The 15462-nt window shown below is 65.5% G+C and carries 15 protein-coding genes; 9 read left to right on the forward strand and 6 right to left on the reverse strand.

Annotated elements, in window-relative coordinates; genetic code table 11:
• Positions 1-48: 48 nt before the first annotated feature.
• Genes D9M09_RS09210 through D9M09_RS09220 form a run of 3 tightly spaced genes read right to left on the reverse strand, consistent with a single transcriptional unit; the run spans position 49 to position 2912 of the window.
• Positions 49-978, reverse strand: a complete 930-nt coding sequence (locus tag D9M09_RS09210; RefSeq protein WP_121669120.1) for an alpha/beta hydrolase — start codon at positions 976-978, stop codon at positions 49-51.
• Positions 975-1838: an alpha/beta fold hydrolase gene (locus D9M09_RS09215; RefSeq protein WP_121669121.1), complete on the reverse strand. Its 864-nt coding sequence runs from the start codon at positions 1836-1838 to the stop codon at positions 975-977. The genes D9M09_RS09210 and D9M09_RS09215 overlap by 4 nt, the downstream gene beginning before the upstream one ends.
• 12 nt (positions 1839-1850) lie before the next feature.
• Entirely contained in the window at positions 1851-2912 is a 1062-nt protein-coding gene (locus tag D9M09_RS09220) for a sugar phosphate isomerase/epimerase family protein (protein ID WP_070218209.1), read from the reverse strand.
• A 140-nt stretch (positions 2913-3052) separates the two neighbouring features.
• Here D9M09_RS09220 and D9M09_RS09225 point away from each other — a divergent pair, with 140 nt between their 5' ends.
• The gene (locus D9M09_RS09225) at positions 3053-3661 is read left to right on the forward strand and encodes a TetR/AcrR family transcriptional regulator (protein ID WP_121669122.1); all 609 of its coding nucleotides are present in this window, start codon (positions 3053-3055) and stop codon (positions 3659-3661) included.
• A 16-nt stretch (positions 3662-3677) separates the two neighbouring features.
• Here the strand turns inward: D9M09_RS09225 and D9M09_RS09230 are convergent, their stop codons facing one another.
• Complete coding sequence (locus tag D9M09_RS09230) at positions 3678-4049, reverse strand: flagellar basal body protein (RefSeq protein ID WP_121669123.1); 372 nt, start codon at positions 4047-4049, stop codon at positions 3678-3680.
• A 214-nt stretch (positions 4050-4263) separates the two neighbouring features.
• Here D9M09_RS09230 and D9M09_RS09235 point away from each other — a divergent pair, with 214 nt between their 5' ends.
• The 5 genes from D9M09_RS09235 (at position 4264) to D9M09_RS09255 (ending at position 8939) form a co-directional block, all read left to right on the forward strand.
• Complete coding sequence (locus tag D9M09_RS09235; protein WP_240453595.1) at positions 4264-5406, forward strand: dienelactone hydrolase family protein; 1143 nt, start codon at positions 4264-4266, stop codon at positions 5404-5406.
• 111 nt (positions 5407-5517) lie between these two features.
• Positions 5518-7011: an NYN domain-containing protein gene (locus tag D9M09_RS09240; protein WP_121669124.1), complete on the forward strand. Its 1494-nt coding sequence runs from the start codon at positions 5518-5520 to the stop codon at positions 7009-7011.
• Positions 7012-7111: 100 nt separating this feature from the next.
• Positions 7112-7729 carry a PAQR family membrane homeostasis protein TrhA gene (gene trhA, locus D9M09_RS09245; protein ID WP_070222989.1) on the forward strand — a complete coding sequence of 206 codons (618 nt, stop codon included), beginning with the start codon at positions 7112-7114 and terminating at the stop codon, positions 7727-7729.
• An 81-nt stretch (positions 7730-7810) separates the two neighbouring features.
• On the forward strand, positions 7811-8692 hold the full coding sequence (locus tag D9M09_RS09250) for a LysR family transcriptional regulator (protein ID WP_070222987.1): 882 nt from the start codon (positions 7811-7813) through the stop codon (positions 8690-8692).
• Positions 8693-8714: 22 nt separating this feature from the next.
• Complete coding sequence (locus D9M09_RS09255; RefSeq protein ID WP_070289679.1) at positions 8715-8939, forward strand: hypothetical protein; 225 nt, start codon at positions 8715-8717, stop codon at positions 8937-8939.
• A gap of 16 nt (positions 8940-8955) precedes the next feature.
• On the opposite strand, the gene D9M09_RS09260 is transcribed toward D9M09_RS09255, so the two are convergent.
• On the reverse strand, positions 8956-11841 hold the full coding sequence (locus tag D9M09_RS09260; protein WP_121669126.1) for a bifunctional diguanylate cyclase/phosphodiesterase: 2886 nt from the start codon (positions 11839-11841) through the stop codon (positions 8956-8958).
• A gap of 153 nt (positions 11842-11994) precedes the next feature.
• Complete coding sequence (locus D9M09_RS09265; RefSeq protein WP_070222982.1) at positions 11995-12771, reverse strand: transferase spermidine synthase; 777 nt, start codon at positions 12769-12771, stop codon at positions 11995-11997.
• A 163-nt stretch (positions 12772-12934) separates the two neighbouring features.
• Here D9M09_RS09265 and D9M09_RS09270 point away from each other — a divergent pair, with 163 nt between their 5' ends.
• The 3 genes from D9M09_RS09270 (at position 12935) to D9M09_RS09280 (ending at position 15457) form a co-directional block, all read left to right on the forward strand.
• Positions 12935-13210 (forward strand): hypothetical protein, encoded by a 276-nt coding sequence (locus tag D9M09_RS09270; protein ID WP_070222980.1) that lies wholly within the window; start codon positions 12935-12937, stop codon positions 13208-13210.
• A 37-nt stretch (positions 13211-13247) separates the two neighbouring features.
• On the forward strand, positions 13248-14399 hold the full coding sequence (locus tag D9M09_RS09275) for a GGDEF domain-containing protein (RefSeq protein ID WP_070222978.1): 1152 nt from the start codon (positions 13248-13250) through the stop codon (positions 14397-14399).
• Between the two features lie 89 nt (positions 14400-14488).
• Positions 14489-15457 (forward strand): IS1595 family transposase, encoded by a 969-nt coding sequence (locus D9M09_RS09280; RefSeq protein ID WP_121669127.1) that lies wholly within the window; start codon positions 14489-14491, stop codon positions 15455-15457.
• The last annotated feature ends 5 nt before the right edge of the window (positions 15458-15462 follow it).

Consider the following 15462-nt stretch of genomic DNA (forward strand, 5'->3'; position numbering starts at 1 on the left):
GGGGTCTGACCCGCCGGGTCAGACCCCAGCATTTTTCTAGTGGACTATTTACGCAAACATGGCACTTTTCATTGCTTGGCCCGCCACGTCGAACAATCCCCGCGCCTTTGGTGCCAAGCCCGGCATGTGTATCGATGCATGGATCATGCCGTCGAGCTGCACGCATTGCGCCGCCACGCCGTCGTCGCGCAAATACCGCGCATAGGCTTCGCCCTCGTCATGCAGCGGGTCGTACTCGCATACCAGCACCGTCGCCGGCGGCAAGTCCTTGAGCGACGTTGCCCGCAGGGGCGCCGCGTAGGCGTTTGCGCCGTCGGCCGGCTCGTTCAGGTAGGCGGACCAGCAAAAGCGCATCGCTTCCTGCGTCAGCGAGTGGCCCTCCGCATAGCGCTGGTAGGACGGCGTGTCGAAGGCAAAATCGAGCGCCGGGTACAGCAGCAGCTGATGCGCCAGCGCGGGACCGGCCTGGTCGCGCGCCATCAGGGCGGCGGCCGCCGCCAGGTTGCCGCCCGCGCTGTCGCCGCCCACGGCCAGCCGTTTCGCATCGATGCCCAGCATCTCCGCCTGGTCGGCGACCCAGCACAGGGCCCGGTAAAAATCGTTCAGCGGCACGGGAAACTTGTGCTCGGGCGCCAGCCGGTAGTCGACGGAAACGATCACGCAGCCGGTGGCGTTGGCCAGCGCGCGGCAGGGATTGTCGTACAGGTCCAGCGAGCACAGACACCATCCTCCGCCATGCGCAAAGACGATGGCCGGCAGGGGCTTGCTTGTGTCCGCGCCGGCGGGCACGTAGGCGCGCACGGTCAGCGCATGCTCGCCCGGCAGCACGTAATCGGTGATGGATGCGACGTCTTCCAGGGGGCCATGCAGCTGGCGCAACCCCGTTTCCGTGGCCGCGCGCAGGTCCGCCAGCGAGGCGGGCGGCGGCGCATCTTTTATCTCTTCCAGCCAGGCGGCAATCAGCGGATCGAGGCTCATGCTGATTTTTCTCCGGCCAGGAAGGGCAGCAGGTGGGCGATGAACGCTTCCGGCTGTTCTTCCATGATGAAGTGGCCGCATTCGGCAACGATGGCGCCTTTCAAATTGTCCGCCTTGCCCTGCATGGTCAGCAGCGGCGCGTCGTTGGTCGCATGGTCGGCGCCGATGGCCAGCACCGGCATGGTCAGGCTGCGTTTTGCCCGTTCCAGATTTTGACGGATGGTTTCGGGTATGGCGCGGTAGTAGGCAAAACCGGCGCGCAGGGCGCCCGGCGTGGCATAGGCATCCGCATACACGTCGACGGCGACCTTGTCGCGGCGGTAGGACCAGCGGTCCAGGATGAAGCGGATGTATTCGCGTTCCTTGCCCGCCGTGAGCATCTCCGGCAAATCGAGCACCTGGTTGAACATGAAGTGCCACAGGAAGATGTTGTCGGACGGGGCGACGAAAATCGGCGGCGCGGGCGCCAGACCGGGAATCACGGCTTCCGTCAGCGCCAGTTTCGTCACGGCCTGCGGGAAATCGCTGGCCAGCGCATAGCCGACCCACATGCCGATGTCGTGACCGACCACGTCGTATTGCGCGTGGCCCAGGGCCAGCATGGCGCGGTGCAGGGTGGCGGCAACGGCGCCCGTGTCATAGCCGCCGGCCGGACGTTCCGAATGGCCGCTGCCCGGTGGATCGATGGCGATGGCCTGGTAGCCGCTGGCGGCCAGCGCCGCCATCACGTGGCGCCAGGCATACCAGGTTTGCGGCCAGCCGGGGATCAGCAGCACGGGTTTGCCGGTGCCGGGACCGGCGATGACGCAATGCAGGCGCTGGCCGTCGATGCGGACGTAGTCGTGAATGTAGTCGTTCATATGTTTCCTTGATTAGTGATGCTCGATGCCGAGCAGGGTATTGATCTGTTGTGCGCTGACGGGTGCGCCGGCGAAGTCGTCGAAGATCTTGTCTGTGACGGGAATGATGTGGGCATTGATGAAGGCCACGCCTTCGCGCGCGCCCACTTCCTGGTCCTTCAGACAGCATTCCCATTCCAGCGTCGCCCAGCCCGCGTAATCGTTCTGCGCCATCTTCGAGAAGATCGCCTTGAAGTCGACCTGGCCGTCGCCCAGCGAGCGGAAGCGCCCGGCGCGGTTTTCCCACGACTGGTAGCCGCCGTAAATGCCTTGCCGCCCCGTCGGATTGAATTCCGCATCCTTCACATGGAACATGCGGATATGGTCCTTGTAGATATCGATGAATTCCAGGTAGTTCAGCTGCTGCAGCACGAAGTGACTGGGGTCGAACAGCATCTTGCAGCGCGGGTGGCGGCCTACGCGCTCGTAAAACATCTCGAAGCTGATGCCGTCATGCAGGTCTTCGCTCGGGTGGATTTCGTAGCACAGGTTGACGCCCTGTTCCTCGCACACGTCGAGGATGGGCAGCCAGCGGCGTGCCAGTTCGTCGAAGGCCGCCTCGATCAGGCCGGGCGGGCGCTGCGGGAAAGGGAACAGGTAGGGCCAGGCGAACGAGCCGGAAAACGTGCCCATGTCGGTCAGGCCCAGGCGTTTCGACGCCATGGCCGCCAGTTTCACTTGCTCGATGGCCCACTCGGTGCGCGCCGCCGGCTGGCCGTGCAGGTGTGCCGGGGCGAAGCTGTCGCACAGCGCGTCATAGGCCGGGTGCACGGCCACCAGCTGGCCGAGGATGTGCGTCGTCAGTTCGCTGATGACGAGGCCATGGCTGGCCAGCATGGCAACGAGGTCGTCGCAGTATTGCTGGCTGTGCGCTGCTTGCGCCACGTCGAACAGGCGCGCATCCCAGGCGGGAATCTGCAGGGCCTTGAAGCCCATGCCGGCCGCCCACTCGGCGATGGCAGGCAGGGTGTTGAAGGGCGCCGTGTCGGCGGCGAATTGTGCCAGGTGCAGGCTTGGTCCTTGGATGGTTTTCATATCGGCTCCTATTGTTTGTCGATCGACAAAGAATAGGCGAAATTGTTGGCGCGGTCAAGCCCGTGATGCAAAATAAATGGCGAACGCGGCGCGGGCGCCAGGCGTTATACTGGCCGCCACTTCGCAAGCAGAGGATCAAGATGGCAGGAAGACCGAGGGAATTCGACCGCGCGCTGGCGCTGGCAAAAGCGCGCGACGCGTTCTGGACGCGCGGCTACGAGGGGGTGTCGATGGCCGACCTGGTGGCGGCGCTGGGCATCGCTTCGGCGCGCATCTATGCGGCGTTCGGCTCGAAGGAGCAGCTGTTCCGCGAAGCCGTGGAGCTGTATGAAACGGGAGAGGGCGCGTTTGCCGTGCACGCGCTGGCGGCCAGCCTGAACGTGCGCGATGCGGTGGCGCGCATGCTGGAAGAAGCCGTGCTGCTGTATACGCGCAGCGGCCAGCCGCAAGGCTGCATGGTGGTCACGGCCGCCACCAACACGAGCGCGGAAAACGCGGGCATCGCCGACTGGCTGGCGCAGCACCGCCGCGCGCGCACGCAAGCCGTCATCGAGCGCCTGCGCGCGGCGCAGCTGGCGGGGGAATTAAAGGCGGAGGCGGACGTGCAGGCGCTGGGCGACTACTATGCGGCCTTGCTGCATGGCTTGTCGGTGCAGGCGCGCGACGGCATTCCGGCCGAACGGCTGCTGGCGCTGATTGCGCCGGCGATGGCGCCATTGGCGCTGGAAATGCAAAAGCAAGCTTTCTAAGCGCTAGTGACTGTGCTTAAGTCTTGACGTCGATCAGGCTGCCCAGGGCCTGGTCGGCCGCCTTGACGACGTTCGCCGACAGGTTGAAACCGGCCTTGTAGACGAGGTTATCGGTCAGTTCGGAAGCGAGGCCCACGCCGTTCGGCCGGCTTTCGGACGCCTTGGCCGCATTGGCATTGGCGCCGCTGACGCTTTCGCTGGCGGCCAGCTTGCGCCCCTCGACGGAGAGGGTGACGCCCGTGCCGGCCGGGCTGGCTTCCTGGAATTCGGCTTGCTGCGGCTGGAAGCCCGGCGTATTCGCATTGGCGATATTGTTGGCGGCCACATCCAGCGCGCGCTGGTTGGCGGTCAGCCCCGAGGTACCGGTGGTGAGGGCGGATATGGACATGGCGACTCCTTCAGAATACGCCCAGTTTACTCCCGTCAGCGGAAAAAGTGTGGTGGCGCAAGGCAACAATTTTTCCCGCAGTTGCTTGCCGCAAAAAATATGTGCGTCACGTAATTTTTTTATATTGTTCTGTGGCATTTCACTGCCTAGACTGGCAGGGAAGTCATCCACGGAGTCCGTCATTTTCCATCTGTTACGCCCCATTTTTCTGGGTTTGCTGCTCAGCCTGCCTTGCCTGCCCCTGAAAGCCCAGCTTGTTCCCTCCCAGCTACCGCTCGATGCGCGCCTGAACGAGCAAGTCATCATGGTGCCGGCCGGCGACGGCTTGCGCGAGACGCTGGAGACGACGGTGTTCCGTCCCCCCGGCTCCGGCCCGTTTCCCTTGCTGCTGATGAACCACGGCAAGCAGGCCGGCCCGGCCCGGCTGCAGCAGCGCGAGCGCTTCATCTATATGGCGACCGAGTTCGTGCGCCGCGGCTATGCCGTGATGCTGCCGATGCGCGCCGGCTTTGCGCGCTCCACGGGCGCCTACCGCGATTTCGGCTGCGACATGCTGGGCAACGCCCAGGGCCAGGCGCGCGACATGCTCGCCGCACTCGCGTATGCGCGCCGCCAGAGCTGGGTCGACCCGCAGCGCATCGTCGTCGCGGGGCAGTCGTACGGCGGCATGGCGGCGCTGGCGCTGGCCACACGGATGGTGCCCGGCGTGCGCGGCGTGCTCAATTTTGCGGGCGGCTTGCGCGTCGACATGCCCGGCTGCGACTGGCAAGGGGCGCTGACCAAGACCTTCGCCACCCTGGGCGCCTACAACCACATTCCCAGCCTGTGGCTGTATGGCGCGAATGACGCGTACTTTTCGCCGGCGCTGGCGCAGCGGCTGTTCAATTCCTTTACCGGTTCAGGCGGCCGGGCGCAGCTGCTGGCCTATGGCCCGTTCAAGCGCGACGCCCACCTGACCCTGGGCAGCCGCGACGGGGTGGCCGTGTGGCTGCCCGCCACCGAGCGCTTCTTGCAGAAAATCGGCATGCCGGTGCGCCAGGTCTACCGCGTGGCCGATGCGCCGTCGCCGCCCGCCACGCATTTCGCGCCGCAGGACGATATCGCCGCCGTGCCCTACCTGGAAGAGCAGGGCCGCGCCGCCTACCGCGTCTTCCTGGAAAAAACCGCGCCACGCGCCTTTGCCTTGTCGGCCAGCGGCGCCTGGGGCTGGGCCGAGGAGGGCGAAAGCCCCGATGTGCGCGCGCTCGCTTCGTGCCAGCGCCGCAGCAGCCTGCCATGCCAGCTGTATTCGGTCGATGAAAGCGTTGTTTGGCCCGTCGCTGGCGCCAGCGCGAGCGCCGCCGGCGGCGCGCAATAGGCCGCCGCGCACGATAGTTGTCGCCGAAACGGGGGATGGGCGAATATACTAGTCGAAAAGGGAGGCGTTGCGCTTCCCGTCCGCCCTTATCATCAGCGAGAATTCACCCTTATGGCGTCATCCCCAGAAAACCTCAGCATGGCCGTGTTTTGCGACTTCGAGAACGTCGCGCTCGGCGTGCGAGATGCAAATTACGAAAAATTCGATATCAAGCCCATCCTCGAACGCTTGCTGCTCAAGGGCAGCATCGTTGTCAAGAAGGCATATTGCGACTGGGACCGTTATAAAAGTTTCAAGGGCACCATGCATGAGGCGAACTTCGAACTGATCGAAATTCCCCACGTGCGCCAGTCCGGCAAGAATTCGGCCGACATCCGCCTCGTCGTCGATGCACTGGACCTGTGCTACACCAAGGCCCACGTGAACACCTTCGTCATCATCAGCGGCGATTCCGATTTTTCGCCGCTGGTGTCGAAACTGCGCGAAAACGCCAAGCAGGTGATCGGCGTGGGCGTCAAGCAGTCGACGTCGGACCTGCTGGTGGCCAACTGCGACGAATTCATTTTCTACGATGACCTGGTGCGCGAGAGCCGCCGCACGGCCGCCAAGCGCGACGCGCGCGAAACTCCGGCGGCCAAGCGCTCGCCCGACGAGGAAGTGCGCCGCAAGGAAAAATACGAGTCGCGCAAGACGGAAGCGATCGAAATGGCCGTCGCCACCTTCGACGCGCTGGTCTCGGAGCGCGGCGACAGCGGCAAGATCTGGGCCTCGATGCTGAAGGAAGCGATCAAGCGCCGCAAGCCGGACTTCAGCGAATCGTATTACGGTTTCCGCACCTTCGGCAACCTGCTGGAAGAAGCGCAGACGCGCGGCTTGCTGGAATTCGGCCGCGACGAGAAATCGGGCGCCTATGTCTACCGCAGCAGCGGCCTGGTGCCTGTCGCTGCGCCCGTGAACGGGGAAGTCGCCAGTGACGTCATCGCCAGCGGCGAAGCCGGCGCGACGGCGGAAGAGGGCAATCACCGCGATGGCGGCAGCCGCCGCGATTCGCGCCGCAATGGCCGTGGCGGCCGCAAGCAGAACGAGCAGCGCCGCGGCGAGTCCGCGCCACAGGCTTTTGTGCCGGTGGCCGACGTGGAAACGGCCGTCGAGCAGTATGCGCCCGCGCCGCAGCCGGAGATCGTGCATGAAGTGGCCGAAGCCGCAGTCGAGGTCGTAGCGGAAGAGGGCAACGCCAAGCGCGGTTCGCGCCGCAATGGCCGTGGCGGCCGCAAGAACGGCGATGGCGGCCGTGAAGCGCGCGTCGAGGTGGTCGAGGTGGTGGTGGCGGAAGCCATGCCTGCGCCCGTGCCTGAACCGGTAGCCGAAGCGATCGTGGAAGCGGCCGCCGAAGCGAAGCCGAAGGCCAAGCCGCGCACGCCGGCGCGCAAGACGGCAGCGGCGAAGAAGCCGGCCAAAAAGGCGGCTGAAGCCGTGGCGGAAGCGGCGCCGGTGATTGAGCTGGCGCCGGTGGACGTGGCTGTCGTGGCGGAAGACAAGCCGGCCAAGGCGCCGCGCAAGACCCCGGCGCGCCGTCCCGCGCGCAAGAAGGCGGAAGCGGCTTGATTGACCGCTCGCAGCGGAAGGCTGGGGTCAGACGGGGACGCCGAGTCCCGACGGGTCTGACCCCGGGTGTCTGTTGCGTCTTAGCAAAGCGGTGTTAAGCATGTACCACGGTGAACGGTTCAACAGCATTTCCCATACGGTGGGCGCCGCGCTGGCGGCCATCGGCGGCGTCATCCTGATCGTCGCGGCGGCCCGCACGGGCGACCCCTGGAAAATCGTCAGCTGCAGCGTGTATGCGGCCATGCTGCTGACCCTGTACCTCACTTCCACCCTGTACCACAGCGTGCGCGGCAAGGCCAAGGCCGTGCTGCAGCGGCTCGACCATTGCGCCATCTACCTGCTCATCGCGGGCACCTACACGCCCTTCATGCTGGTGACCCTGCGCGGTCCCTGGGGCTGGTCGCTGTTCGGTGTCGTCTGGGGCTTGGCGCTGTTTGGCATCGTGCAGGAATATGTGTATGCGAAAGGCGCGCGCATCCTGTCGCTGGTGATTTACGTGGCCATGGGCTGGCTGATCGTCATCGGCATCAAGCCGCTGCTGGCGGCGCTCGAGTGGAACGGTTTCCTGTGGCTGGTGGCGGGCGGGCTGTGCTACACGGGCGGTATCGCTTTCTATGCCACCGATCACAAGCTGCGCCATGGCCACGGCATCTGGCACCTGTTCGTGCTGGCTGGCAGCAGTTGCCACTTTATCGCCATTTTGTTCTACGTTGCCTGACGTAGCGCGCAGCCGGGCCACCCTCGCTGACTATTGCCTGCAATCCATTATAATGCCCTGATCTGTGAAACAAGGGCAAGAATGGACATCAACTCGGACGACCTGAAAATCTTCGTCACCGTCATCGACAGCGGCACCCTGAGCGCGGCCGCCGTGCACCTGGGACAAACCACCTCCGGCGTCAGCCGCGCGCTGTCGCGGCTCGAAGACAAGCTGGCCACCTCGCTGCTGACGCGCACCACGCGGCGCATGGAGCTGACGGAAGAGGGACAGCTGTTCCTCGACAAGGCGCGCGCCATCCTCGCCTCGATGGAAGACGTGGAAGAGTCGATCCGCATCCGCCGCCAGAAGCCGGCCGGCCGGCTGTCCGTCGATGCCGCCTCGCCCTTCATGCTCCACTGCGTGGTGCCCCACGTGGCCGAATTTCGCGCCATGTATCCGGAGATCCGCCTGGAGCTGACCAGCAACGACCAGATCGCCGACCTGCTCGAGCACCGCACCGATATCGCCATCCGCATCGGCGCCCTGGTCGACTCGACCCTGCATGCGCGCGCCCTGACTGCCAGTCCGCTGCACGTGCTGGCCACGCCCGCCTATCTGGCGCGCCACGGCGAACCGGCCACGCCGGAAGCGCTGGCCGGCCATGCGCTGCTGGGCTTTGCCCAGTACGACCTGGGGAATAACTGGCCGCTGCGCCACGCAGCGGGCAACAGCCTGCAGATCGTGCCCGCGCTGGCCGCCTCCAGCGGCGAAACCCTGCGCCAGCTGGCCCTGCACGACCAGGGCATCGTCTGCCTGTCCGACTTCATGACGAAGGACGATATCGCCGCCGGCCGCCTGGTGAAAGTGCTGCAGCCGTTCTACACGGGCTACCGCCAGCAGATCCATGCCGTCTACTACCGCAACACGCAGCTGGCGCAGCGCATCAGCTGCTTTCTCGAATTCCTGCAGCACAAGCTGTAGGCCGGGCATGAAGGATACGGGCATGCAGTGTCCCACCTGCGGCGAATACGGCGACCTGATCCTTGCGAAAGTCAGAAAGACGGGGCAGGAGGTGGTCGTTTGCACCGAATGCGACAACCTGTGGGCCGAGCCGGGCAGCGCGCCCGACATCGACGCCAGCGAGGGCGTGGCGGAGTTTCTGGCGGCAGCCGGTCTTGCTGACGACTGGGAGGAACTGGCGCTGCTCGCCAGGCTGCCGGCCGGCTAGCCTGCGCGCACGCGCGTCAGGCCGCGGCGTTCGCTTCCTTCGTTTCGGCCCGCAGCAGCAGTTCCACCTCGTGCGCAGGCAGCGGGTGACTGAAGTAATAGCCTTGCGCCTCGTCGCAGCCGTGCTGACGCAGGTAGTCCAGCTGCTCGGCCGTTTCCACGCCTTCGGCCACCACGCGCAGTTTCAGATTGTGCGCCAGGGCGATGATGGAGACGACGATGGCTGCGTCGTCCGCGTCGCGCGCCACGTCGCCGACGAAACTGCGGTCGATCTTCAGCACGTCGATGGGGAAGGTGCGCAGGTAGGCGAAGCTGGAATAGCCGGTGCCGAAGTCGTCGATCGACAGCTGCACTCCCAGCGCCTTCATGTCGTGCAGCTGGCTGACGGCCAGCGCCACGTCGTGCATGAACAGGCTTTCCGTCAGTTCCAGTTCCAGGCAGGCGGGCGGCAGGCCCGTTTCCAGCAGCACTTCGGCGATCGAGGCGACCAGGTTCGGCTCGTTGAACTGGCGCGCCGACAGGTTCACGGCCAGGCGCAGCGGGTCCAGCCCCGCCGCATGCCAGCGTTTCACCTGCGCGCACGCCTCGCGCATGACCCAGGCGCCGATCGGCACGATCAGGCCCGTATCTTCCGCCAGCGCGATGAAGCGCTGCGGCGCCACCATGCCCAGGTCCGGATGCTGCCAGCGCAGCAGCGCTTCCACGCCGACGATGCGCCCGCTGGCCAGGTCCAGCTGCGGCTGGTAATGCAGCACGAACTGTTCGCGCTCCAGGGCGTTGCGCAGCGCCGTCTCGATGCGCAGGCGCTCCAGGGTGGCCTGGTTCATGGCCGTCGTGTAGAACTTGATGTTGTTGCGGCCCTGTTTCTTGGCGCAGTACATGGCGATGTCGGCCTGCTCGATCAGGTTCTGCGTCTCGCCATTCAGGGTCACGTCGCCGGGAGCGTCGTGGCGCGACATGTCGTAGACGGCTACGCCGATGCTGCAGGTGACGAAGAATTCCTTGCCATCCAGCAATACCGGCTGGGCCACGGCATCCATCACGCGCTGCACGATGGCGGCGCTGAGCGCTTCGTCGGCCTGTTCGCACAGGATGGCGACGAATTCGTCGCCCGACAGGCGCGCCACCGTATCGGTTTCGCGCAGGCTGGCCTGCAGGCGCGTGGCGATGGTTTTCAGCAGCAGGTCGCCGGCCTTGTGGCCGAGGCTGTCGTTGACGAACTTGAAGCGGTCGAGGTCGATCAACAGCACCCACAGCGCGCGGTTCTTGCGGCGCGACAGGGCCATCGCTTGCGCCAGGCGGTCGCGCAGCAGGGCGCGGTTGGGCAAGCCCGTCAGCACGTCGTGGTGGGCGATGTGCTGGATTTGCTGCTCGGCCAGCTTGCGTTCCGTAATTTCGGAACCCGTGCCCCGGTAGCCGCGAAATTCGCCGAACTCGTTGAACAGCGGTTCGCCATTGACGCTGAACCAGCGCAGCTGGCCATTGCGGTCGTGCATCGCATATTCGAGGTTGGAAAAGGGCAGGTGGGCTTCCAGATTGGCGATATGCTGCTTGCCCCAGCGCGAATTGCGCATCTCCGGGTTGTTGTCCCAGCGCGTCATGCCGATGAAGCGTTCCAGCGGCATGTTCGACTTGTCCGTGAAGCCGCTGGTGATGTGGGTGAAGCAGAAGTTGGCGTCCTGCTCCCAGTACCAGTCCGAGGACAAGGCCAGCAGGCGGCGGAAGCGCTTTTCGCTTTCCTGCAGGGCGCGCTCCGTGCGCTGGCGCGCGCGCACGTCGGCGCTGAGCAGCTCGTTGCTGCGCTTGAGGTCGGCAGTGCGCTGCTCCACCAGCAGCTGCACGCGGCGCGAGCGCTGCGTCAGCGATTGCACGAAGGCGGCCGTCAGCAAGCTGAACAGCAAGCCCATGATCACGGTGAACAGCGAGCCCAAGTGGTCGGCCAGGAAGGGCCGCGGATGGGCCACCACGCGCACGTGCCAGGGCCGGCCGGCGGAAAAAAAGGCACGGTCATAATGGCTGTGGTAGGCAAAGTGCAGCCAGCGCGGCAGCACCTCCCAGGTGACGCCCGCTTCGTCGGCAGGCGCCTGGCCGTGCCGGAAGATCAACTGGCGCGGGTCGGCGCCGGCGTCGGCATAGACGCTCAGTTCGAGCTGCGGGTCGCCCAGCAGGTCGGCGCCGGCGAGGATTTTCTGCACCAGTTCGCCAGCGCGCACGATGGCCGCCGTATCGCCGATCAGCGCCGCGCGCCGCTGCTGCACCGTTTGCAGGGGCACGCCGTGGCGGTACACGGGCCGTACGATGACGAAGCCCTGCTGCGGTCCCTGCGCCAGGGTCAGCAGGCCTGTGGCGGTGGTCTGGCCGCTGATGATCGATTGTTCCAGCGCGCGCGCCAGCATGCCGCTCGGGCTGACGTTCAGGCCGAAGGCGGGGCGGTTGCCCTGCAAGGGTTCGAGATAGTCGACCACCATGTAGCTGGCCCGCGTCGTCGCGGGCACGATGACGCCGTCGCGCATTTCCATCATGGCGTAGTCGGGCACGATGCGCCGCAGCTCGGCTTCGAATGCCGCGCGCTGCGCATGCGGCACGATGCGGTGGAAATTGAAGGCCTGGATGAACGGGTGGCGCTGCAGCAGCGGCGTGGTGAAGTCGTGGAACTGTTCGCGCGTGACGGGCACGACGGCGGCAAACAGCTGGTTCGTCGTGGTCAGCACCTCGACCGCGTCGTCGAGTCCCTGCTCGATGGCGGCCACCCTGGCGCCGGCGCGTTGCTGCAGGCTCAGGCTCATCTTGTCGTATTCGAGCTGGCTGATGGCGGCGAACAGCACGGCCGTCACGCTGACGCCGCAGGCGAAGGTCAGCGCGGCCGCGGCGGAAATCGACAATGGCAGGCGGCCACGCAGCATGGTTTTTCCTATCTCACTTCATGGACACAATTGCTCGGCAGCACCTGCCGGCCCGCGCAGGCCGTAGTTTGTCATAAACCACATCCATCATGCGAATTTTGTACCAGATCGCTGCTAATAAGCAACAATATAGATGGCCATGGCGGACGACTATCAGTTGTCGCGTGCGCCTGATTGCCGGCGCAAACGCCACAGTTGCCATGCCGGCAGCAGCCGGTTCAGGAAAGCCAGGCCGCATACGCGGCGCCAGCGCACCAGGCGCACGACGCGCACGGCGCGGCCGTCGGCGCCTTGGCCTTGCTCAGGCTTGGCGGCGAAGATGATGCGGTTGTTGCCGGCGATGCCGTCGAAGTGACAGACGGCGCCGCGGAAGGTGAGCATCAGGCGCGCCAGCATGGCGGGATAGTGCTCGTCGTAACTGAACAGGTTGGCCGCCAGCACGCCGCCGGGCAACAGGGCGCGCAGGCAGTCCGCATAGAAGCGCGCGCTGCCGAGGGCGGGCGGCAAGCCCGTTTCGTCGTAGCCGTCGAGCAGCAGCACATCGGCGCAGCCCGGATGCTGGCGGATATAGCTGACGGCATCCGTCTCGATGATGCGCAGGCGCGCGTCGTCGGGCGGCAGCATGAACTGCTCGCGCAGGGCGATCACGTCGGCGCGCAATTCCAGTACCGTGATGCGCGTGTCGGGCAGGTGGCGGTGGCAGAATTTCAGCAGCGAACCGCCGCCCAGGCCCACCATCAGGATGTGCCGCGGGCGCGGCACGAACAGGGTAAAGCACATCATGGCGCGCGCATAGCGCAGCAGCAGATGGTCGGGGCGCGACAGCAGCATTTCGCTCTGGATCATGCCGGGCTGGAATTCCAGGCGGCGCCGGTCGCCACAGGTATGCACCTGCGGGGCAAGTGGGGTGGTGCTTCTGTGTTCCGGCATGGGACGACTTCGCTGAGTGGACTGGGGAAGATGCTTTGTTGCATTCAGAGAAATCTGATAAGCTCCCGTGAGCATACCCGATTAATCCGCGCCGAGCATGCGTATATGCAGATATACGGCGCGCGGCGGCACGGCCGCGCAGTCGGGCACCATGGAGACAAGCATGTTTTTGGATCACCCCATCATTACGGCGACGAACAGTTTTACGGAGCCTGACCGCATCGAGCGGCTGACGCGCGTGTACGGCTACGCGGCGGCGCTGGCGGACCAGGCCGGCAATGTCGGCTTCATTGAAAAAGTGGCGCAGATCCACGACCACAAGGGCACCCTCATCGTGTTCTGGCACGAAGCGCCCAGCGACGTGGAAAAGCAGTATTTCGTGCAGGCGTGGGCCAGCAAGATCGGCGACGGCAGCACCAATGTCGAACACGAAATCTGACACAGCGTGCCGCGGATTCGCGGCGATGGCGTAGCCCATGGATATCAAGACCCTGGTACTGGCCCTGGCGCTCGGCAACCTGAGCCTGTGCGCGGCCCTGTTTTTCTTCGAATACGAGCGCAAAAAGTCGCTCAGCATGTCCACCTGGGCGGTGGCCAAGCAATGCCAGGCCATCGCCTGGTGCCTGCTGTATTTCCGCGGCGTGCTGCCCGATTTCCTCTCCATCCTGCTCGGCAACAGCCTGCTGTTTGCCGGCATGGCGCTCGATGCGGGCGCGCTGTGGCAGGCGGCCGGGCGCGGCGGCTGGCGACGTTATGTCTTGCCGGCGCTGGGCCTGTCGGTGGCCCTGTTTGCCGCCTGCTACCTGTTCGACGTGGCGCCGCTGCTGCGCAGCGCCGGCGGCTCGCTCATCGTGGCCGGCTTTTTCCTCGCCGGCGTGGCCGCCCTGTGCCTGAAATGGCGCGAGGCGAGCATGCTGCGCCGCTTCCTCGTCGTCAGCATGGGCGTGCTGTCCTTGCTGATCGCCGCGCGCGGCGTGCTTGCCGCCACCGTTCCCGGTTTCGATGCGGAGCTGATGCAGCTGGCCGGCTTCGGCGCCCTGTACCTGATGATGCTGACGAACGCCTTCGGCTATCTGCTGCTGTCGCGTGAAAAACTGGGCGGCGAGCTGGCGCGCCTGGAAGTGCTCGACGCGGCCACGGGCGTGCCGAACCGGCGCGGCTTTTACCAGGCGCTGGCGCCGTGGATGGCGCTGGCGCGCCGGCCCGGCTTGCCGACGGCGCTGGTGGTGCTCAATATCGACCATTTTAAAAGAGTCAACGACAGCTACGGCCATCCGGTCGGCGACGCGGTGCTCAAAACCATCGTCGACACCTGCCGCCAGCAGCTGCGCGACAGCGACCTGATGGGCCGCCTGGGCGGCGCCGAATTCGCCATCCAGCTGCCGCGCACGACTCTGGCCGATGCGCTGATGGTGGCCGAACGCATCCGCGCCGCCGTCGAAGCGCTGCCCGTCAAGACGGAGCGTGCCGTGCTGCAGCTGACGGCCAGCCTGGGCGTGACCACCATCCGCGCCGAAGACAGCACCGTCAGCCTGTTCAAGCGGGCCGATGAGGCGCTGCAGGCGGCCAAGCAGGCGGGCCGCAACAGGGTGGTGGAAGCGCAGGGCGCCAGCACCCTCGATATCTAAGGCTCTGTTCCCGCTAAGTAGGGGAAGTTCAGGAATCTTCCCCAGCCCCGGCTGTCTGACTGTACATATCAGACAAACGGGAGCCTTTCATGCAGTCAGCCGAATGGAAAACCTTCATCGCCCAGTTCGCCGCACTGAGCCGTCGCCAGCGTTTGGCGAGCACTGCTCTGCTGCGCGGGGCAGGATCGCAGAACGCCGCCGTGGCACTGATCGAAAGCGTGGCCCGGCAGCGGTTACACTGTCCCGCCTGCAACAGCAGCCATGCGCATCGGCACGGTCATGCGCACGGACTGCAGCGCTACCGTTGCGTGCCGTGCGGGCGCACCTTCAATGCGCTCACCGGCACGCCGCTGGCGCGCTTGCGCCACAAGACCTTGTGGCTCGACTACGCCGACTGCCTGCTCGAATCGGCTTCCGTGCGCAAGGCGGCAGGCCAGCTGGGCGTGCACCGCAACACCGCCTTTCGCTGGCGCCACCGGTTTTTAAGCCTGGCCAAGACGGACCGGCCCCATTGCCTGCATGGCATCGCCGAAGCGGACGAGCTGTATGTGCTGGAGTCAGAAAAGGGCGCGCGGCATCTGACGCGTCCGGCGCGCCGCCGTGGCGGCCATGCCCACAAGCGCGGCATTTCCAGTGAGCAGGTCTGCATCCTGGTGGCGCGCGACCGCACGGGGCAGACCCTCGATTTCGTCACCGGAAAAGGAGCACTGACGAAGGCGCAAGTGCGCCATTATTTGTTGCCCATGATCGACAAGGATATCCTGTTGCTCACCGATGGCCATGCCGCCTATCGCGCCTTTGCCAAGGAAGCGGGAATCAGCCACCAGGCCGTCAATGTGCGCGCCGGCATCCGCGTGCAGGGCGCCGCCCACGTGCAGAACGTCAACGCGTATCACAGCCGCCTGCGGGCATGGCTAGGCCCCTTTCACGGCGTGGCGACGCGCTACCTGCCGAATTACCTGGGCTGGCGCTGGATACTCGACGCCGGGCGCATCCGCTCCCCAGAAACATTATTGAAGGCAACACTGGGCGAGTTCCCACATTTGACGGTGACATAGCCATA

It is taken from the genome of Janthinobacterium agaricidamnosum, assembly GCF_003667705.1.
In the GTDB taxonomy this organism is placed as follows: Bacteria; Pseudomonadota; Gammaproteobacteria; order Burkholderiales; family Burkholderiaceae_D; genus Janthinobacterium.